This is a genomic window from Paenisporosarcina sp. TG-14, from assembly GCF_000297555.1.
GTDB classification, from domain to species: Bacteria; Bacillota; Bacilli; order Bacillales_A; family Planococcaceae; genus Paenisporosarcina; species Paenisporosarcina antarctica.
This window is the reverse complement of record NZ_AMGD01000020.1, coordinates 37,080-56,252: the sequence shown is the minus strand read 5'-3', so window position 1 is coordinate 56,252 and position 19,173 is coordinate 37,080. Positions and strand designations below refer to the sequence as shown.

At 37.0% G+C, this 19,173-nt stretch carries 21 protein-coding genes and 3 other annotated features; of the genes, 19 read left to right on the top strand and 2 right to left on the bottom strand.

Annotation, left to right across the window (positions count from 1 at the left end):
- The first annotated feature begins 82 nt into the window (after window positions 1-82).
- The 8 genes from C406_RS0106995 to C406_RS0106960 all read left to right on the top strand — a co-directional run bounded on the left by C406_RS0106995 (window position 83) and on the right by C406_RS0106960 (window position 7,833).
- Window positions 83-1,156: a Fe(3+) ABC transporter substrate-binding protein gene (locus C406_RS0106995; protein ID WP_017379894.1), complete on the top strand. Its 1,074-nt coding sequence runs from the start codon at window positions 83-85 to the stop codon at window positions 1,154-1,156.
- Between the two features lie 72 nt (window positions 1,157-1,228).
- Window positions 1,229-2,860, top strand: coding sequence for an ABC transporter permease (locus tag C406_RS0106990; protein ID WP_017379893.1), 1,632 nt, complete (start codon window positions 1,229-1,231; stop codon window positions 2,858-2,860).
- Window position 2,861: 1 nt separating this feature from the next.
- Window positions 2,862-3,605: an ABC transporter ATP-binding protein gene (locus C406_RS0106985; protein ID WP_017379892.1), complete on the top strand. Its 744-nt coding sequence runs from the start codon at window positions 2,862-2,864 to the stop codon at window positions 3,603-3,605.
- Between the two features lie 58 nt (window positions 3,606-3,663).
- Window positions 3,664-3,898: a binding site (T-box leader), on the top strand.
- A 122-nt stretch (window positions 3,899-4,020) separates the two neighbouring features.
- Window positions 4,021-5,946: a threonine--tRNA ligase gene (gene thrS / locus C406_RS0106980; protein WP_017379891.1), complete on the top strand. Its 1,926-nt coding sequence runs from the start codon at window positions 4,021-4,023 to the stop codon at window positions 5,944-5,946.
- Window positions 5,947-6,006: 60 nt separating this feature from the next.
- Window positions 6,007-6,151 (top strand) — a sequence feature (ribosomal protein L20 leader region).
- 103 nt (window positions 6,152-6,254) lie between these two features.
- Window positions 6,255-6,761, top strand: coding sequence for a translation initiation factor IF-3 (gene infC / locus C406_RS0106975; protein WP_017379890.1), 507 nt, complete (start codon window positions 6,255-6,257; stop codon window positions 6,759-6,761).
- Between the two features lie 30 nt (window positions 6,762-6,791).
- Complete coding sequence (gene rpmI, locus C406_RS0106970) at window positions 6,792-6,992, top strand: 50S ribosomal protein L35 (protein WP_017379889.1); 201 nt, start codon at window positions 6,792-6,794, stop codon at window positions 6,990-6,992.
- A gap of 32 nt (window positions 6,993-7,024) precedes the next feature.
- The gene (gene rplT / locus C406_RS0106965; protein ID WP_017379888.1) at window positions 7,025-7,384 is read left to right on the top strand and encodes a 50S ribosomal protein L20; all 360 of its coding nucleotides are present in this window, start codon (window positions 7,025-7,027) and stop codon (window positions 7,382-7,384) included.
- 167 nt (window positions 7,385-7,551) lie between these two features.
- A complete protein-coding gene (locus C406_RS0106960) occupies window positions 7,552-7,833 on the top strand; it encodes a DUF1294 domain-containing protein (protein ID WP_017379887.1) in 282 nt (93 codons plus the stop codon).
- Between the two features lie 88 nt (window positions 7,834-7,921).
- On the opposite strand, the gene C406_RS0106955 is transcribed toward C406_RS0106960, so the two are convergent.
- Entirely contained in the window at window positions 7,922-8,308 is a 387-nt protein-coding gene (locus C406_RS0106955) for a hypothetical protein (RefSeq protein ID WP_017379886.1), read from the bottom strand.
- A gap of 97 nt (window positions 8,309-8,405) precedes the next feature.
- Between C406_RS0106955 and C406_RS0106950 the strand changes: the two genes are divergently transcribed.
- The 8 genes from C406_RS0106950 to C406_RS0106920 all read left to right on the top strand — a co-directional run bounded on the left by C406_RS0106950 (window position 8,406) and on the right by C406_RS0106920 (window position 13,616).
- Window positions 8,406-8,897, top strand: coding sequence for a dUTP diphosphatase (locus C406_RS0106950; RefSeq protein ID WP_017379885.1), 492 nt, complete (start codon window positions 8,406-8,408; stop codon window positions 8,895-8,897).
- 70 nt (window positions 8,898-8,967) lie between these two features.
- On the top strand, window positions 8,968-10,056 hold the full coding sequence (locus C406_RS0106945) for a M42 family metallopeptidase (RefSeq protein ID WP_017379884.1): 1,089 nt from the start codon (window positions 8,968-8,970) through the stop codon (window positions 10,054-10,056).
- A 355-nt stretch (window positions 10,057-10,411) separates the two neighbouring features.
- Window positions 10,412-10,936, top strand: a complete 525-nt coding sequence (locus tag C406_RS0106940; RefSeq protein ID WP_017379883.1) for a hypothetical protein — start codon at window positions 10,412-10,414, stop codon at window positions 10,934-10,936.
- Window positions 10,937-10,949: 13 nt separating this feature from the next.
- Window positions 10,950-11,123: a hypothetical protein gene (locus C406_RS20685; RefSeq protein ID WP_192812583.1), complete on the top strand. Its 174-nt coding sequence runs from the start codon at window positions 10,950-10,952 to the stop codon at window positions 11,121-11,123.
- Between the two features lie 197 nt (window positions 11,124-11,320).
- The gene (gene argF / locus C406_RS0106935; RefSeq protein ID WP_017379882.1) at window positions 11,321-12,286 is read left to right on the top strand and encodes an ornithine carbamoyltransferase; all 966 of its coding nucleotides are present in this window, start codon (window positions 11,321-11,323) and stop codon (window positions 12,284-12,286) included.
- Window positions 12,287-12,463: 177 nt separating this feature from the next.
- Window positions 12,464-12,673, top strand: coding sequence for a helix-turn-helix transcriptional regulator (locus C406_RS0106930; RefSeq protein WP_017379881.1), 210 nt, complete (start codon window positions 12,464-12,466; stop codon window positions 12,671-12,673).
- Window positions 12,670-13,170, top strand: a complete 501-nt coding sequence (locus tag C406_RS0106925) for a hypothetical protein (RefSeq protein ID WP_017379880.1) — start codon at window positions 12,670-12,672, stop codon at window positions 13,168-13,170. The genes C406_RS0106930 and C406_RS0106925 overlap by 4 nt, the downstream gene beginning before the upstream one ends.
- Entirely contained in the window at window positions 13,170-13,616 is a 447-nt protein-coding gene (locus C406_RS0106920; protein ID WP_017379879.1) for a small multi-drug export protein, read from the top strand. The genes C406_RS0106925 and C406_RS0106920 overlap by 1 nt, the downstream gene beginning before the upstream one ends.
- A 36-nt stretch (window positions 13,617-13,652) precedes the next feature.
- On the opposite strand, the gene sspI is transcribed toward C406_RS0106920, so the two are convergent.
- Entirely contained in the window at window positions 13,653-13,862 is a 210-nt protein-coding gene (sspI, locus tag C406_RS0106915) for a small acid-soluble spore protein SspI (RefSeq protein WP_017379878.1), read from the bottom strand.
- Between the two features lie 94 nt (window positions 13,863-13,956).
- On the opposite strand from sspI, the gene C406_RS0106910 reads away from it, so the two are divergent.
- From C406_RS0106910 to pheT, 3 genes are all read left to right on the top strand, one after another.
- Window positions 13,957-14,733: a TrmH family RNA methyltransferase gene (locus C406_RS0106910; RefSeq protein WP_017379877.1), complete on the top strand. Its 777-nt coding sequence runs from the start codon at window positions 13,957-13,959 to the stop codon at window positions 14,731-14,733.
- 43 nt (window positions 14,734-14,776) lie between these two features.
- Window positions 14,777-15,012: a binding site (T-box leader), on the top strand.
- A 43-nt stretch (window positions 15,013-15,055) separates the two neighbouring features.
- A complete protein-coding gene (pheS, locus tag C406_RS0106905) occupies window positions 15,056-16,093 on the top strand; it encodes a phenylalanine--tRNA ligase subunit alpha (protein ID WP_017379876.1) in 1,038 nt (345 codons plus the stop codon).
- A 12-nt stretch (window positions 16,094-16,105) separates the two neighbouring features.
- Window positions 16,106-18,517, top strand: coding sequence for a phenylalanine--tRNA ligase subunit beta (pheT, locus tag C406_RS0106900; RefSeq protein WP_017379875.1), 2,412 nt, complete (start codon window positions 16,106-16,108; stop codon window positions 18,515-18,517).
- The last annotated feature ends 656 nt before the right edge of the window (window positions 18,518-19,173 follow it).

Here is a 19,173-nt window from a genome sequence, read left to right as displayed (position 1 = left end):
CAATCTCTATATCACATTTATAATTGAGATTGAGAATCGTTTTCAATAAGGATTCATCATAATTTTTAGGGAGAGACATTCAATGAAAAAAGTACTATACTTATTTTTGACGTTAGCATTGCTAGTATTATCAGCTTGTGGCAACGATTCAACATCTAAAAGCACGACGAACGATACAAAAGATACAAAAGAAACCACTGAAAGCAAAGAAGTAAATCTATATACAGCGCGTCATTATGAAGTAGACGATCAGCTTTATGCAAAATTTGAAGAAGAGACAGGGATTAAAGTTAACCTTATTAAAGGTGATGCTGACGAATTACTTGAACGAATTAAACGTGAAGGAGACGCAACACCAGCAGATTTATTCTTAACTGCTGATGCTGGACGTTTATATCGTGCAAAAGAGGATGGTCTATTACAAGCAGTTTCAAGTGATTTATTAGATCAGCAAATTCCTGCTAACTACCAAGACAAAGACCAAATGTGGTATGGTTTAACTAAGCGTGCTCGTGTTTTGATATATAACAAAGAAACTGTAAAACCTGAAGAATTATCAACATATGAAGCATTGACAGAAGAGCAGTGGAAAAGCCGTGTCTTGATTCGTAGCTCTGAAAACATCTATAATCAGTCTTTGGTAGCATCGTTTATTGGAATTAACGGTGAAGAAAAAACGAAAGAATGGGCTAGAGGACTTGTAGCAAACTTTGCGCAAACACCTCAAGGTGGCGACCGCGACCAAGCAAAAGCAATAGCAGCTGGTATTGGTGATGTAGCTATTATGAATTCTTACTACTTTGGTCAAATGTTGAATTCTTTGGAACCAGAAGAAGTTAAAGTAGCAGAAGGGTTAGGCTTATTCTTCCCTAACCAAGAGACAACAGGTACACATGTAAATGTAAGTGGAGCTGGAGTCGTGAAAACATCTAAAAACAAAGACAATGCAATTAAACTTCTTGAGTTCTTATCAGCTCCTGAAGCCCAAAGTACGTTTGCAGAAGCAAACTATGAATACCCAGTTAACGAATCAGTAGAACCTTCTGAATTGCTTAAATCATGGGGCGAATTTAAAGAACAAGATATTTCATTATCTGTTCTTGGCGATAACAATGCAAAATCAATTTTAATTTTTAACGAAGTTGGTTGGAAATAATCAAATAAAATGCCCTTGTTACGACTATTCGTAACAAGGGATTTCTTGCGATTGGATAAGAGGTGTTGAGACGTGCAAAGAAAACTAGCGAATGTAAATATGTGGACGGTATCAGCAGCAATCATTATGATTCTATTATTTTTGCCAAACTTAACGATTGTAAAGGGAATTTTTACACCTTCCAATGAAAACTGGGCACATATGAAAGAATTTGTTATGGGATCTTTTATAAAAACGTCTTTTATCCTTATTAGTGCAACAGCTATTTTGACTATTATTATCGGCTTAAGCTTAGCTTGGATCATTGTACAATATGATTTTCCTTTGCGACGATTTTTAAAGTGGACGCTTATATTGCCACTATCAATTCCTCCTTTTATTGGTGCATACACGTATCATGGGATTGTCAACTACACAGGTGTTGTTCAAACAACACTACGTGACCAATTTGGCATGAATCTGAATCAATCATACTTTGATATTATGAATTTGCCTGGTGCAATTTTTATTTATACGATGTTTTTATATCCGTATGTGTATACGATTACACGAATTTTCTTATCTCAGCAATCTGCTTCTCTAATAGAAAGTGCTCGAATGTTAGGGAAAGGTTCTTGGCGTACTTTCTTTCAAGTTGTAGTACCGATTTCCAGAGTTTCTGTCATTGGTGGAGCAAGTTTAGTTGTTCTGGAAGTGTTAAATGACTATGGTGTTGTAAAATACTTTGGCATTCAGACGTTTACAACGGCGATTTTTCAATCCTGGTTTGGTTTAGGCGATATTGAAACGTCAATTAAACTTGCTGCATCACTTATGGGGTTTGTAATTATAATCTTAATGATCGAAAAACTATTACGAGGTAGACGTCAATACAGTTACTCAACGACCAAAGTGCGACCCTTACAACTCATTCAGTTGAAAGGTTTGAAAGCACTTTTAGCTACTAGTTATGGATTAATTATTTTAAGCTTAGGCTTCTTTATTCCAATAGCTCAGCTTATTGATTGGACAATCTTAACGTTTGGTACAATTCCAATAAGTGAATTCATGTCCTATGTGAAAAATTCAGTTTTAGTTGCTGGAATAACCGCAACAGTTATTATTATTTTTGCATTAATTGTTGGGAATTTCAGTCGCTTAGTACATGGGAAAGTAGCGAATTTGTTGCCTAAATTATCGATTCTCGGTTATTCTATACCAGGAGCGGTCATTGCTGTTGCTGTTGTCACAGCATTTATCGGACTTGATCGTTTTTTAGCACCTTTGTATCAACTGATGGGTATTAGTACAACACTTGTACTAAGCGTAAGTTTAATTATGTTAATTTCTGCTTATATTATTCGATTTTTCGCAATTGGTTATAATTCCATCGAATCTGGATATGATAAAATTGGAACAGATTTTAGAGACGCCTCTAGACTTCTCGGTGTCGGTCTGACAAAAACATTTTTCAAAGTTGATTTACCTATGTTAAAAGGAGCCATTATTAGCGGGTTTCTATTAATTTTTATTGATATCTTGAAAGAAATTCCGTTAACGTTAATTTTACGTCCATTTAATTTCGATACGCTCTCTACGAAAGCATTTCAATATGCAAGTGATGAAAAAATCATGGAAGCTTCGCAAGCTTCGTTATTAATTGTTGGAATAAGTGCCCTGGCTATTTATATTTTCTATAAGTTTCTAGAAAAGGAGCGTGATTGATATGTTTATTTCCATTAAAAATGTTTGTTTCTCGTATCCAAATACAGAATCTGTAGCGCTTGATCAGTTTTCAATGACTATTGAAAAAGGTGAAGTGATTTCAATATTAGGTAGAAGTGGTAGTGGAAAAAGCACTATTTTGCGTATCCTTGCTGGACTTGAAAAGCCAACAAAAGGATCTTTAACAATACAAGATGAAATAGTTTTTGATGACAATACATTTTTACAACCAGAAAAACGCGGAATTGGCATGGTTTTTCAAGACTATGCATTGTTTCCTCATATGACCGTAGGTGAAAATATTCTATTTGGTTTATTCCAATTGAAAAAAGCACAAAAGAAAAAGCGACTTAAAGAAGTTTTAGAATTAGTTGAACTTGAAGATTACGAAAAACGCTATCCACATCAATTGAGTGGTGGTCAACAACAACGTGTTGCGATTGCAAGAGCAATCGCGCCGAATCCACACTTGATTTTGCTAGATGAACCATTTAGTAATTTAGATGCAGAACTACAGGTGAAAATTCGAAAAGATTTACGTGAGATTTTGAAAAAAGCAAACATCACTTCTATCTTTGTGACACATGATGAAAACGATGCACATGCACTTGCAGACCGTATTGTAAAATTGAAAAACGGATGCATTGATTTAATTGGTAGTCCATGTGACATACTTGGGACCACTCCTTACCCCACTCTAGATTTGGATCCCATAAGTGAAAAACGAGAATTAGTAACCAATTAATTAGTAATTAGTGTTGCATTTAAATTACTGCAAGAGTAAGATATCAACATATGAATAATGAAATGCCTAGAAGAGGACAACAATGATCTGTACGACTTTTTAGAGAGAGAAGCCATGGCTGAAAGCTTCTTAAGTACGATAGACATTTACCACCTCGGAGCAGCAACAGTGAACAATCTTAGTAACTGTTGACGGTTACGGCCCGTTAGCCGGCTCAAAGCTTCATCTTTTTAGTCTTGTGACTATCGAGAAGGAAGAAGGGTGGAACCACGAACTCAAACCTCGTCCCTTTCATAGGGCGGGGTTTTTTCTGTTCAATTTTTTAAGAAATAATTGTATTGAGAATTCAAAATAGAGCATAAAATCGTAATTTTATCGGTCTTTTTTGAACTACATCTAAAAAGGAGTGTTCAACATGTCAGAAACAATTAAACTGAAGTTTCCAGATGGTGCTGTAAAGGCTTTCCCAAAAGGCACAACAACAGAAGACGTGGCAGCGTCAATCAGTCCTGGATTACGTAAAAAAGCATTAGCAGGTAAATTAGATAATCAACTAGTGGACTTAAAAGCACCACTTGAGAATGACGGAGAGATTGCAATTGTAACTCCTGGATCAGACGAAGCATTAGAAGTGTTACGTCACAGCACGGCTCATTTACTAGCTCAAGCTGTAAAACGTATTTACAAAGATGTGAAATTAGGTGTAGGCCCTGTTATTGAAAATGGATTTTACTATGATATTGATTGTCCAGAACCGATTACAAAAGAAGAATTAATAATAATCGAAAAAGAAATGAAGAAAATCATCAAAGAAAACATTGAAATTGTACGTCATAATGTGTCTCGTTCTGAAGCATTTGATAAGTTTAAAGATGATGAATATAAAGTTGAATTATTAGAAGCTATTGCTGAAGATGATCAAGTATCAATCTATGAACAAGGCGATTTCTTCGACCTTTGTCGAGGTGTACATGTACCTTCAACTGGTAAGTTAAAAGAATTTAAATTATTGAGTGTAGCTGGTGCATACTGGCGTGGAAACAGCGACAATAAAATGTTGCAACGTATATATGGAACTGCTTTCTTTACAAAAGAAGAGCTATCAGCACATTTAGTTATGCTTGAAGAAGCGAAAGAGCGCGATCATCGTAAAATCGGAAAAGAATTAAATTTGTTCATGAATTCACAAAAAGTTGGCCAAGGTTTGCCAATGTGGTTACCAAAAGGTGCAACAATTCGTCGTATTATCGAAAGGTACATCGTCGATAAAGAAGTGAAGCTTGGTTACGATCACGTGTATACACCTGTAATGGGAAGCGTGGAATTATACAAAACAAGTGGACACTGGGATCACTATCAAGAAAACATGTTTCCTGTGATGAAGATGGATAATGAAGAATTAGTACTTCGTCCAATGAACTGTCCACATCATATGATGATTTTCAAAAACGGAATTCATTCGTATCGAAACCTTCCAATGCGTATTGCTGAGCTTGGTACAATGCACCGTTATGAAATGTCAGGAGCCCTCACTGGACTTCAACGTGTTCGTGGTATGACGTTAAACGATGCACATATTTTTGTTCGTCCAGACCAAATCAAAGACGAATTTAAACGAGTAGTTCAATTAATCATTGATGTATATAAAGATTTTGACTTAAATGATTATTCATTCCGAGTGTCATATCGTGATCCCGAAGATAAAGAAAAGTACTATGATGACGATGATATGTGGCACAAAGCTCAGTCAATGCTAAAAGAAGCGATGGATGAACTAGGCTTAGATTATTTCGAGGCTGATGGGGAAGCTGCTTTTTACGGTCCTAAATTAGACGTAATGGTGAAAACGGCATTAGGCAAGGAAGAAACTTTATCAACTGTTCAACTAGACTTCCTATTGCCAGAGCGATTTGATCTGTCGTACATTGGTGAAGATGGAAAACAACATCGTCCAGTTGTTATCCACCGAGGAGTCGTTTCAACAATGGAACGTTTTGTAGCCTTCTTAATTGAAGAATACAAAGGCGCATTCCCAACTTGGTTGGCACCTGTTCAAGTACAAGTAATTCCTGTATCAAACGAAGCACACTTTGACTATGCAAAAGGCGTCATTGAAAAATTACAAGCAGCAGGGCTACGCATCGACATGGACGATCGTGAAGAAAAGTTAGGGTATAAAATTCGTGAAGCACAAATGCAAAAAATTCCTTACATGCTGGTACTTGGAGACAAAGAGATGGAAAGTGGTTATGTAAATGTTCGTAAATACGGACAGCAAAATTCAGAAAGTATCTCTTTTGATGAGTTCCTTTCACGTATTCAAAAAGAAATTAGCAATTAGTGGTTGACAGTTTTAATTTGGAATGGTAATCTTATAAAGGTTATTGAATACAAAAGTTTGTGGTATAAGAAGAGGCTGCCCGCTTCTCACCTGATTGACACTAGTAGTTGTTGACAGGTCGGCACACGATTAAACGTAACGTACAGTGTTGTACTTGCATATATCGGCGGGCGGACATCTTACATGTCCGCCCGTTTTTTTATTGGTCCGGAACGGCGTAACTAACTCAGGGATTTACCTAACTGAGAGATATGCCCAAACCATGTATTCGCGACACTACCTGGAGGTGGATTACTATTAGCAAAGACATGTATGTAAACGATGGCATTCGCGCACGTGAACTTCGAATTATCGACCAAAACGGAGATCAATTAGGAGTAAAAACGCGCAACGAAGCGCTTGAAATTGCCGCTAACGTTAATTTGGATCTTGTCCTTGTGGCCCCTCAAGCCAAGCCACCAGTCGCTCGTATTATGGACTATGGTAAATTCAAGTTTGAGAATCAAAAGAAAGATCGTGAAACTCGTAAAAATCAAAAGATTATCATATTGAAAGAGGTTCGTTTGAGCCCAACAATTGATGAGCATGATTTCCAAACGAAATTACGAAATGCAGTTAAATTCCTTGAAAAAGGTGACAAAGTCAAAGCTTCTATTCGCTTTAAAGGTCGTGCGATTACGCACAAAGAGATTGGCCAACGAGTATTAGATCGTTTTGCAGAAGCTTGTGCTGAAGTATCGACGGTTGAGCAGAGACCGAAGATGGATGGCCGTAGCATGTTCTTGGTTCTTCAACCTAAGAACGAAAAAAAATAAGATCGACGAACAGTTTAGGAGGAATTCCACATGCCGAAAATGAAAACTCACCGTGGCGCTGCTAAGCGTTTTAAAAAGACTGGTTCTGGAAAATTAAAACGTGCAAGTGCTTACCGCAGTCACTTATTTGCAAACAAGTCTACTAAAGCTAAACGTAAGTTGCGTAAAGGCGGATTTGTTTCTTCAGGAGATTACAAACGTATCAAATCACTTATCGCTTACATGAAATAATACATGAAATTTAATCAGCAGGAGGTAATGTTATGCCACGCGTAAAAGGCGGAACAGTGACGCGCCAGCGTCGTAAAAAAGTTATAAAATTAGCAAAAGGTTATTATGGTGCTAAAAGTTTATTATATAAAGTAGCAAACCAAGCAGTTATGAAATCAGGTATGTATGCATACCGTGACCGTCGTCAAAACAAACGTGACTTCCGTAGATTATGGATTACACGTATCAATGCCGCGGCTCGTTTGAACGGTCTTTCTTACAGCCGTTTAATGCACGGTTTGAAATTAGCTGGAATCGAAGTTAACCGTAAAATGCTAGCAGAATTAGCTGTTACAGATGCGGCTTCATTCACGCAATTAACAGACGCTGCAAAAAAAGCAATGAACAAGTAAATTCTAATACTTAAAAGACTGATGGATTTTCCATCAGTCTTTTTTTTAGATAAACAACTATAAGTTTTTGCGAGTAATCCCTTCTCACTTGGAGTAGCTATGTATAGCTCTATGTAATGGCGCCTTAAACTTTTCTTTTCACTCATTATTTTTGCAGGAGGAATTTTATGATACATATCATTTTCATTGGCTCTATAATTATCATGTCAATTATTGCTTTTTTCACCATGGGTCATGACAAATCAGCAGCAAGAGCTAGTAAACGACGTGTGCCAGAACGCACTTTGTGGAAACTCGCTATATTTGGCGGAGGTTTGGGTGCATACTTAGGAATGATTATCTTTCGCCATAAAACGAAACATACGTCTTTTCGCATTGGCTTTACTTTACTTGCCATCGCTCAAGTAGCCTTGATGATTTGGGCAACTCCATTGTTAAAAGAACTATAAAGTACATTGCAGTTTGATTTCTAATAGAACAACCAAATACCGCAACAGAAAAAACCCGACATAGTTACTTCTAAGTCGGGTTTGCTGATCATTCAGGTTTCATTAAATCTTCAATGGGATTTTTCCAGCTAATATCAGCATCTGGGTAGTTCATTAAAATTTCTTTTTCCAAAAACAAGAAATCATCACGAGTAAAGCCTTGTAATTTCATCGTATCTTTGGCCCAAACAAAAATAGAGACCACTTCAAATGCATTATCTGTCGTACCTAGATATTTTTCTCCTTCAAATAATGCTCCCTTAAAGGAAATAAAGAAATTCTTCCGTACATTTTTAACATCATCATAAAAATAATACGAACCTTTCTCATAAGACTCATCCAGTTTTCGCTTAGGATCCATTAAGTAAACAATTCCACGATAAAATAAATAAATAATAAGAGAGATAATTAAAAATCGAATCAATACAATAATCATAAATAACCCCCTTTGGGCAGACGTGTTACTATGTATACGGATGAACAAATCCATTGGTTTCAAGATTCATCAAATTAATTATTTGGAGGCATTTGACATGCACTTACAACAACTTTTTAAAATGCAAAAATCTCTCGACACATATATTCAATCTGAAAAAAATATTACAAATGATGTATTTTTGGAAAAAGGACTAGCATTGCTAGTTGAACTTGCTGAGTTAGCTAATGAAACAAGATGCTTTAAATTTTGGAGCGAAAAAGGACCTTCCGAAAAACATGTCATTTTAGAAGAATATGTAGATTCAATTCACTTTTTATTATCTCTTGGAATAGAAAAGAATTTAAATGACTTAGAAAACTGGCCAGTTCATCAACAACATAAGGATGAGTCATTAACCATGTTATTTATACATACACAAGACTCCATTAATCAATTTTTACAGATTTCTACGATAGACAATTATGAGAATGTATGGTCGTGGTATGGGGCAGTTGCATCAAAACTTGGATTTTCGCATGAAGAAATCATACAAGCATATTTTGATAAAAATGAAAAAAATTATGAGCGCCAACGGTCAGGTTATTAACGAATATTTTGAAAATTGTACACGTTTACATTATAATGATATCTGTAGATATATTTAGGAGGGCGAAATAATGACAAAGCTAGACGCAACACTTACAATGCTAAAAGAATTAACAGATGCTAGAGCAATTCCGGGTAATGAACGTGAAGCTCGCGATGTAATGAGAAAATACATAGAGCCTTTTGCTGACCGTATGGATACGGACAACTTAGGTAGCTTAATCGCTGAAAAAGTTGGCGATGCTAATGGGCCCAAAATTATGGTTGCTGGACATTTAGATGAAGTCGGCTTTATGGTTTCACAGATTGATGACAAAGGTTTCTTGAAGTTTCAAACGGTTGGAGGCTGGTGGTCACAAGTAATGCTAGCTCAACGAGTAACAATCGTTACGCGTAAAGGACAATCGATTACAGGTGTCATCGGTTCGAAACCACCACATATATTAACTCCTGAAGCGCGTAAAAAACCAGTGGATATAAAAGATATGTTTATTGATATCGGTGCATCTTCTAAAAAAGAAGCTATGGAGTGGGGCGTATTACCTGGAGATATGGTAACTCCATATTTTGAATTTACTGTAATGAACAACGATAAATTACTTCTAGCAAAAGCATGGGACAATCGCATAGGTTGTGCGATTGCAATTGAAGTATTAAAGGCTTTGAAAGGGGAGGACCATCCGAATATTGTTTATGGTGTTGGGGCAGTTCAAGAAGAAGTAGGATTACGTGGTGCACGTACTGCTGCTACAAAAATTAAACCCGATATCGGCTTCGCAGTTGACGTTGGGATTGCTGGGGATACACCAGGAATTACTTCAAAAGAATCAACAAGCAAAATGGGTGATGGTCCTCAATTAGTATTGTTTGATGCATCTATGGTTTCTCATAAAGGTCTTCGAGATTTAGTGGTAAATACGGCTGAAGAAAACAATATTCCTTATCAGTTCGAATCAATTCCTGGTGGCGGAACAGCTGCTGGAGCCATTCACTTAACTGCCAATGGAGTGCCTTCGTTAGCAATTGGTGTTGCAACTCGCTATATTCATTCGCATGCAGGTATATTACACCGAGATGATTATGAAAATGCAGTAAAATTAATTGTTGCAGTTATCAAGAAACTAGATCGTGACACAGTAAACAAAATTATATTTGATTAACATAAGTTCCTTAAAAGTATTACTAATGGTGATGGATATACTATTTTTTGATGAAAAGGAATAGCTTATTGAAAGCTAGTAGCATTAACCATTGTTACCTCTCTTAATTAAATGCCTTTAAATATTTATAGTTTAAGCGTAGTCTTCTGACTACGCTTTTATTGTGCGATTTTATACTATCTTTTTGTTATATCAATTGAAAACAAAAAATGGGATAAGTCTATTAATTAAGCCCGTCAGCCTAAAAAATTTTACTATCATTTAATATGTTATAGAAGTAAGACAAATTACGGATTTAATTGGATACCCATGTGGAGTCTACTAACAATCCGAGAGAAAGGAGGTGTAATTAATTATGAAATCATACCAGATGGAATTAGGGAAGTTAGATAGATGTGACTGTTTAAAGTGTCGTAAAGCAGTAGTGAAATTACAATGTAAAGATGATTTTAACGAAAAAAAATGGGAAAAGAAACAAGGTTGTAATTGTTCGAAGTGTCGTGAAGTAGAGATTAAAATTGAATGTAAAGACGACTGCCACGAAAAGAAATGGGATAAGGAACAAGGTTGTAATTGTTCGAAGTGTCGTGAAGTAGAGATTAAAATTGAATGTAAAGATGACTGCCACGAAAAGAAATGGGATATGAAACAAGAATGTCATTGTTTCAATTGTCGTGAAGTAGTAATCAAAATTGAATGCAATTGTCATGAAGTCGAGATCAAAATCGAATGTAAAGATGGCTATCACGAAAAGAAATGGGATAAGAAAGAATGTAATTGTTTCAAGTGTCATAAAGTAGCGATTAAAGACGAATGTTTCGATAACAAGTGTAAAGATTACTGTCCTCAAAAGAAATGGTGGAAAGAATACTGTTTTTAAAATAGATACAAAAATGACTGTGACAAAAGTACAACACAAATTACATGCAAATAGTAGAAATAGACAAAGAAAAATCATCTATATGATTTTTCTTAAGTGTCATGTGCTTATTTTTGAAGTAGTAGTGATTGAAATTTGTCATGTATCTTATACAGTTGGATTTATATTATTATATCCAATTGATTAGCCAGTAATCTTAGTAGGTCAAATACGTTAACAGCTGTAGGAATTAGCAAGACATTAGTAATTGCTGTAAAATTGGGAAAGCGTCTTATCCAATTAAAGACGCTTTTTTTGTGTTTAAATTAATAAAAATACGCTTGCATTTATAAATATGCATAGTTATAATAGGTAATACATATTTATATTTAGGGGTGATTGTTAATGAAATTATTAGAATACGTTAATCTTGAAGTGGTTAAGAGTATAAAAGGAAAAGACTTATTAACTTGGTTTGATTATTCGTCTAAAGAAGTAAAGGAATTGTTAGAGTTGGCGGTGCATCTAAAGAGTTTAGCAAAAAGCGATGTACATCCTCCTTTGCTTGAAGGAAAGACAGTCGGGCTCATTTTTGAAAAGCATTCAACCCGAACACGTATTTCATTTGAAGTGGGAATAAATCACTTAGGCGGAAGAGCAATTTATATGCATGCTAGAGATTTGCAAATAGGACGTGGTGAGCCCATTTCAGATACAGGAAAAGTATTATCAGGATATTTAGATGGTATTATGATTCGTGCCAATTCACACAAAATGGTTGAAGAGTTGGCTCATGCCGCAACCATTCCTGTTATCAATGGATTAACAGATCTTTATCATCCATGCCAAGCATTAGCCGATTTATTAACGGTTCACGAAGTCAAAGGTTACTTGCCAGGTCAAAAGTTAGCTTATGTAGGGGATGGCAACAATGTGGCACATTCACTCATTATTGCCTGTGCTCATCTTGGAGTTGATGTATCAATTGCCTCGCCAGTCGGGTTCGAAGTAGACAGTAGTATATTAGCAAAAGCTCAACAACTGGCAGTTTCAAATGGATCGACAATAACAACGACCACTAACCCAATCGAAGCTGTAAAAAATGCTGATGTCATTTACACAGATGTCTGGACTAGTATGGGGCAAGAAGAAGAAACAGCAGCGCGACTACTAGCTTTTGAGGGCTATCAAATAAATGATGAACTCGTCAAACATGCAAAGTCAGACTATTTATTTCTACATTGTTTACCTGCTCATCGTGAGGAAGAAGTGGCAACATCGATTATCGATGGTCCACATTCAAATGTATTTGACCAAGCAGAGAATCGTTTACATGCACAAAAGGCCATTCTTGCATCCGTCTTTTCATAAACAAAGAAAGTTCCTGAGAAATCTGTCAGGAACTTTTTTTGTGTGCAAAAGTGAGGAGGCTAAGTTTCTGCAGTGAAAAATTCATATTAATAAAAATGTTACTGATTATTGACAAAAAGTTAAGTATACATTACATTTAGTGTAGTATACTTAACATGAAAGAAAGGAGTGACCTGGATGCTCCATAACAAAGTTAAAGAACTACGTGCGCGTTTTGGATTTACGCAAGGGGACTTAGGAGAGAGAGTAGGGGTCACCAGACAAACAATTGGTTTTATAGAAAAAGGCGATTTTTCTCCATCAATTACTTTGGCTTTAAAAATGGCAAGAGAGTTTGAAATAAAAGTTGATGAATTGTTTTGGTTGGAAGGAGAGAAGAAATTATGAAAAAAGACTTTCGTGTACAGTACCCACTATGGCAAATGGCATTTATTGTACTGTTTGGTTTTTTTGTTTTTAGTGTAACTAGTGCTACTACAGAATTAATTAATAGTACTGACGAATTTAGTTATTCATTTGAATTAGCTACCCTCGAATCTTTGTTAATGTTTGGATCCATTTCCTTAACGCTTGTCTTGGGAGCAATATTTGCATCTAAAATAGCTAAACATAACAAACAACACCCAACTCAAAAACTAACGATGTGGCAAATTCGTCCCTTAGAATTCCTAGAGCAAGATGAAGGGATGACACATATTACGAGAAAAGCAGCACAAAAAGTTTACACATTCTTCGTGTGGGCTCTTCCAGCACTGGCGTCCATTTACTTACTATTTGAATTGTCCAGATTTTGGATGATTATTGGCATATTAATTTTAGCTCTTATGCAATATATAATCTACTACTTAGAAGTTCGTAAACATTTGCAGGAGGTCGAGGATTAATGTGGGAATATTTTTTAGTTTTTTTAGGGGCAGCTATTCCTTGGCTCGAAATAGCGTTAGTCATACCTGTAGGAATTGTAGCTGGATTATCGCCGTTTTGGGTGATGGTTCTTGCATTTACAGGAAATTTATTAACCGTAATTATTGTCATCATTGGCTTTGATAAAATTCAAGTTTGGTGGATGAAACGACAAGAAGCAAAAGGCAAATCGTCATCTAAGCGTTCTGAACGTGCGAAGGAAATTTGGAGTAAATATGGTTTGCCAGGACTTGCACTGCTTGGCCCTATCTTAATTGGTACTCATATTGCTGCATTTATTGGCATGAAGCTTGGTGCAGATAAAAAATGGACAACCCTATGGTTAACCATTAGTATCGCTCTATGGACATTAACATTTGGTATTTTAACCGCACTTGGTTTTGATTTCTTTGTTAAAGAGAATTAAAATAAGAAAAGTCTCCGCGTTAAACGGAGACTTTTCTTATGATTTAAACGTTTGTTCCAAATGCTTCAATACGGTTTCTTTTTCTGGTTCAGGAGCGGTCTGCCACCATTTTTCAAAAAACACACCAAGCCCTGGAAGCAAGTGTTCTTCGCCACGTTTAATGGCATCTTCAACGACGTCACGAATTTGTGAAGCATCGTTACCAATCATGTTGGCTGTAATAGCATCTCTAATTTGAAAGTCCATAATTTCTCCTCCTCACGTTTTCATTTTGTGCCCCGCTCTCGCCACTTATACATGAATTTGATACACTTAAAAGAAAAAGGTGGTACAACTAGAAATGAAACGCATAGAATCATCGCAAAATGCACAAGTAAAGCATTGGAAAAGACTTATTACCGTCCGTAAAGAGCGAGACAAATCAGGAGAATTCTTAGTTGAGGGATTCCATTTAGTTGAAGAAGCGTTGAGAAAACAAGAGTCCGTTTTAGCACTTATTGTAAGAGAAGGAATGACCATTCCAAAAAACTGGAATGTTGAAGAAATTGAAATTATTGAAGTAACAATGGACATAGCTAAAGAAATGGCTGAAACTGAACACTCTCAAGGAATTTATGCACATTGTAGCCAATCAACAACGACCAAAGAACAACAACAATCTTGGAAAAAGCTTCTCTTTATTGATGCTGTTCAAGATCCAGGCAATGTTGGTACAATGATTCGTACAGCGGACGCTGCAGGACTAGATGCAGTTATTTTAGGAAAAGGATCAGCGGATGCTTTTAACCCGAAAACCGTCCGATCTGGTCAAGGTTCACATTTCCATATTCCGATTGTAAAAGGCGATTTATCTGATTGGGTACAAGCATGCAAGTATAAAGATATTCCTGTATATGGAACTTCTTTAGATGATTCAGTTGTCTACAACCATATCGAACCACAACCACAATTCGCATTAATTATGGGTAATGAAGGTAGTGGATTGTCACAACAACTGCTCCAACAAACGGATATGAATTTAAAAATCCCATTAGTAGGACAAGCCGAATCATTAAACGTAGCAGTTGCTACAGGGATTCTTTTATACACATTAATACCTAATCAAGTTGAATCTTGATGAAAAACTGAATTAAGTTTATAATAGAAAGTAATTTGATATGCTAAAAGCTTTGACCGGGAAGAGTAAGTGAAGTCCTTTTATTAAGGAAGTTTGCACCAAGACTGAAAGTGCAAATATAAAAGTTTCATCGAAGTTCACCCCGTTAGTTGCCGCCAGGACCAGCAGTTGCTGTAAAGGTGTGCCGGTGAAGAGCCGTTAATTCAATGAAGTGATTACGTCTGGAAACTCAGCGTAGTAATCAGGGTGGTACCGCGAAAATAGTTCCTCGTCCCTTTTTCAGGGGCGGGGTTTTTTATTTTTTTAGAGGGAGGATGTACAAATGCAACAACAATTACAACAATTAAAACAAGAAGCGATTAGCAAAATACAATCCGCTTCAACTGTAAAAGAACTTCAAGACGTACGTGTAGCATATTTAGGGAAAAAAGGACCGATTACGGATTTATTAAAAGGCATGGGGAAACTACCGGCTGAAGATCGTCCTAAAATGGGTGCACTTGTAAACGTCATTCGTGAAGAGGTAACTTCAGTTCTTGATGAGCGTCTTGTTGTATTAGAAGACTTTGCAATTCAACAACAACTAAAAAATGAATCAATTGATGTGACATTACCAGGTCGTCCTGTAAAAACAGGAAATCATCATCCTTTAACACGTGTTGTAGAAGAAATTGAAGACTTATTTATTAGTATGGGATATGAAATTGCTGAAGGTCCTGAAGTGGAAAAAGATTACTACAACTTCGAAGCATTGAATTTGCCAAAAGGGCATCCAGCTCGTGATATGCAAGATTCATTCTACATTTCAGAAGATATATTACTTCGAACACATACCTCACCAGTGCAAGCACGAACGATGGAAGCTAAAGGCGGGGAACCAATTAGAATTATTTGCCCTGGAAAAGTGTACAGACGTGATAACGATGACGCGACACATTCACACCAATTCACTCAAATCGAAGGTCTTGTCATCGGTGAGAACATTCGCATGAGTGATTTAAAAGGTACATTATCTGTGTTTGCTAAGAAAATGTTTGGTGACGATCGTGAAATTCGCTTACGTCCAAGTTTCTTCCCATTTACTGAGCCATCTGTTGAGATGGATATATCTTGTTTTAAATGTGGTGGAAGTGGCTGTAACGTCTGTAAAAAAACAGGTTGGATCGAAATTTTAGGTGCCGGTATGGTGCATCCAAATGTATTAGAAATGGCAGGTTACGATTCAAAACGTCTGTCAGGATTTGCATTTGGTATGGGACCAGAGCGCATTGCTATGTTGAAATATGGAGTGGAAGACATTCGTCATTTCTATACAAATGATGTGCGATTCGTTTCTCAATTCCACCGAACTGAAGTGTAAGGAGGAGATCACATGCTAGTTTCTACAAAATGGTTAGCAGATTATATCGATACAAAAGGATTAGCTCCAGCAGAGCTTGCAGAGATGATTACGCGATCAGGCATAGAAGTTGATGCTGTTATCGATCGCTCACATGGAATGACTAACGTCGTTGTTGGTCATGTAGTGGAATGTGGAAAGCATCCAGAAGCAGATAAATTATCCATATGCCAAGTTGATGTTGGGGAAGAAATGACACAAATTATTTGTGGAGCACCAAACATAGCTACTGGTCAAAAAGTTATCGTGGCACGCCCAGGAGCGATATTAGCCGGAGGCATGAAAATTAAAAAAGCGAAACTTCGTGGCGAAGAATCAAACGGTATGATTTGTTCACTTCAAGAGCTTGCAATTGAAGGGAAGCTTGTACCCAAAGCGTATGCTGAAGGAATTTATGTATTGCCAGCTGATACACAAACGGGTGCAGATGCACTTGAAGTTCTTGGGTTACATGATACGGTACTAGAACTAGGTTTAACGCCAAACCGTGCAGATGCTATGAGCATGTTAGGTGTGGCATACGAAGTTGGAGCGATTCTTTCTGAAGATATGAAGTATCCTGAAATTAACTATACTTCATCAAATGAAGTAGCTGAAAATGTCTTAAAACTTCGTGTGGAAGACTTGGATGCAAACCCAATGTACGTTGCAAAAGTAGTGAAAAATGTAAAAATCGGTGAATCTCCATTATGGTTACAACAACGTTTGATGGCTGCAGGAGTGCGACCACATAATAATGTTGTTGACGTGACCAACTATGTGTTAATGGAATATGGTCAACCACTTCATGCATTTGATTACGATAGTCTAAAAACAGGTGAAATCGTAGTACGCGCAGCACGTCAAGGTGAAAAAATCACCACATTGGACAATCAACAACGCGAATTACAAGCCCATCATTTGGTTATAACAAACGGTCAAGAACCTGTAGCGATTGCAGGAGTTATGGGTGGCGCTAATTCAGAAGTACATGAAGGCACGACAACCGTAGTTATTGAGTCAGCATACTTCAAACCCGCTTCTGTTCGTCAAACATCAAAAGACCATAACCTACGCAGTGATGCAAGCTCTCGTTTTGAAAAAAGCGTTGATCCGAATCGTGTTGAAGCAGCTGCAGAGCGTGCAGCACAACTGATTGCTGAACTTGCTGGAGGAGAAGTCCTACAAGGCAGCGTTAAAGTTGACGAACTGGATAAATCACAAAAAGAAGTAGTGGTTTCGCCAGACTTCATTAATAATCGTTTAGGTATGAAAATTTCTTTAGAAGAAATGACAGCTATTCTAAGTCGTCTAAAATTTGATTTCGAAGCAGCAAATGGACAGCTTTATATTCAAGCACCCACACGTCGTCAAGATATCCAGATTGAAGAAGACATCGTGGAGGAAATTGCTCGTATTTATGGCTATGATGAAATCCCATTAACACTTCCTGATGGTGAAATAACGCCTGGTGGGTTAACTCCTTATCAAGCACAGCGCCGAATCGTTCGCAACTTCATGGAAGGTGCAGGCTTGCATCAAGCAATCACCTATTCATTAACATCTAAAGAGCTTGCGCAAAGCTTTGCGTTAGAAACAGCACCTGTGACTGAATTATTAATGCCTATGAGCGAAGAACGAAGTACCCTTCGACAATCATTAATTCCACATTTACTCGAAGCTGCCACTTATAACGTAGCACGTAAAGCAGATGCAGTGACATTATTTGAAACAAGTTCTGTATTCTTAGGTGAAACAGCTGAAGGTCTTCCTCACGAAGAAGAACATGTAGCGGCAGTTTTGACAGGTAAATGGCTTGACCATAGCTGGCAAGGTGAACGCAAAACAGTAGATTTCTTTGTGTTAAAAGGAATTATTGAAGGCTTGTTTGCAAAACTAGGATTAGACAAACATCTGTCATTTGAACAGGCGCAAGTAGACGGTCTACACCCTGGTAGAACGGCGACAATTAAACTAGCGGACCAGTCAATCGGTGTTGTTGGACAAGTACATCCAACTGAACAAAAGAAACGCGATTTAAAAGAAACATATGTAATGGAACTGAACATGGCTAAACTATTAGCTTTCTCTCTAGAACCATTATTGTACACACCAGTACCACGTTTCCCATCTATCTCACGCGATATTGCGTTAGTCGTTGAAAGAGCTAAAGCGGCTGGCGAATTAGAACAAATTATTCGTGGAGCGGGTGGTAAGCTATTGAAAGATATCCGAGTTTTTGATTTATACGAAGGCGAGAAAATGGAGCCAGGTCAAAAATCTGTAGCATTCTCTCTAACTTACGAGGATCCAGAACGTACATTAACAGATGAAGAAGTCGTAAAGGCTCATTCGAAAGTATTAAAAGCTCTTGAAGTAGAAGGTAACGCACAACTTCGAGGATAAACCACAGGAAGAAGAGGGAGAACTAAACCTCTTCTTTTTTTATGTTATAAGAAAGTGAAAAATACTTTCTTTATTCCAACAAGCAATCTTGAGAGAGGTGTGAATCTGGTCACTATTTGAGTGTTATGAAGTATCTGTAAGTCCATAAAAAAGTATTTCCATACTATAAAGTGTCTCGGCATCGTTAAAATTCTAAAGTTCTTAGGGCTAGCAATAGCTCAGTTGTAATTATTGGCGGTGACGTTGTAATTATGGAAGGTGACGTTGTAAAATTAAACCTTCACGTTGTAATAGTAAAGTTTTGGGAATAAATTAAGTGATTAAAAGGTAACAATTGGTGGATATTCAATGGGGAATCTGGTAAACAAGTGAGTAGTTGTGACATGTGGAAATTAAGTTAGAAAAAGGGTATGGCCAAATTAGTGGACCCAAAGAAGCAATCTAAAGTGACACGGAAATTGTTGTCGACATCTTGGTAACGTCACGCTAGTTAGAGAAATTCAGACCTGTTCACGTGATGGTTGTAGGAGAGCTAAGGCCTACCAGAAAAGAAGACTAGAGATGTGACGTTGTCACATCTCTAGTCTTCTTCTTTAGTGAAGTAGGTTTGCCGTCAACAGCGATCAGAAAATCCAAGTCGCTAAATCCTTTTCCAG

Excerpts from the sequence above, each read along its gene's own strand:
- C406_RS0106920 (WP_017379879.1), top strand. The coding sequence starts at position 13,170 with ATGTGGGAATATTTTTTAGTTTTTTTAGGGGCAGCTATTCCTTGGCTC.
- sspI (WP_017379878.1), bottom strand. The coding sequence starts at position 13,862 with ATGGACTTTCAAATTAGAGATGCTATTACAGCCAACATGATTGGTAAC.
- C406_RS0106960 (WP_017379887.1), top strand. The coding sequence starts at position 7,552 with ATGATACATATCATTTTCATTGGCTCTATAATTATCATGTCAATTATT.
- C406_RS0106985 (WP_017379892.1), top strand. The coding sequence starts at position 2,862 with ATGTTTATTTCCATTAAAAATGTTTGTTTCTCGTATCCAAATACAGAA.
- C406_RS0106940 (WP_017379883.1), top strand. The coding sequence starts at position 10,412 with ATGAAATCATACCAGATGGAATTAGGGAAGTTAGATAGATGTGACTGT.
- C406_RS0106910 (WP_017379877.1), top strand. The coding sequence starts at position 13,957 with ATGAAACGCATAGAATCATCGCAAAATGCACAAGTAAAGCATTGGAAA.
- pheT (WP_017379875.1), top strand. The coding sequence starts at position 16,106 with ATGCTAGTTTCTACAAAATGGTTAGCAGATTATATCGATACAAAAGGA.
- C406_RS0106925 (WP_017379880.1), top strand. The coding sequence starts at position 12,670 with ATGAAAAAAGACTTTCGTGTACAGTACCCACTATGGCAAATGGCATTT.
- rpmI (WP_017379889.1), top strand. The coding sequence starts at position 6,792 with ATGCCGAAAATGAAAACTCACCGTGGCGCTGCTAAGCGTTTTAAAAAG.
- C406_RS0106945 (WP_017379884.1), top strand. The coding sequence starts at position 8,968 with ATGACAAAGCTAGACGCAACACTTACAATGCTAAAAGAATTAACAGAT.
- C406_RS20685 (WP_192812583.1), top strand. The coding sequence starts at position 10,950 with ATGACTGTGACAAAAGTACAACACAAATTACATGCAAATAGTAGAAAT.
- rplT (WP_017379888.1), top strand. The coding sequence starts at position 7,025 with ATGCCACGCGTAAAAGGCGGAACAGTGACGCGCCAGCGTCGTAAAAAA.
- C406_RS0106955 (WP_017379886.1), bottom strand. The coding sequence starts at position 8,308 with ATGATTATTGTATTGATTCGATTTTTAATTATCTCTCTTATTATTTAT.
- C406_RS0106930 (WP_017379881.1), top strand. The coding sequence starts at position 12,464 with ATGCTCCATAACAAAGTTAAAGAACTACGTGCGCGTTTTGGATTTACG.
- C406_RS0106950 (WP_017379885.1), top strand. The coding sequence starts at position 8,406 with ATGCACTTACAACAACTTTTTAAAATGCAAAAATCTCTCGACACATAT.
- C406_RS0106995 (WP_017379894.1), top strand. The coding sequence starts at position 83 with ATGAAAAAAGTACTATACTTATTTTTGACGTTAGCATTGCTAGTATTA.
- argF (WP_017379882.1), top strand. The coding sequence starts at position 11,321 with ATGAAATTATTAGAATACGTTAATCTTGAAGTGGTTAAGAGTATAAAA.
- pheS (WP_017379876.1), top strand. The coding sequence starts at position 15,056 with ATGCAACAACAATTACAACAATTAAAACAAGAAGCGATTAGCAAAATA.
- thrS (WP_017379891.1), top strand. The coding sequence starts at position 4,021 with ATGTCAGAAACAATTAAACTGAAGTTTCCAGATGGTGCTGTAAAGGCT.
- infC (WP_017379890.1), top strand. The coding sequence starts at position 6,255 with ATGTATGTAAACGATGGCATTCGCGCACGTGAACTTCGAATTATCGAC.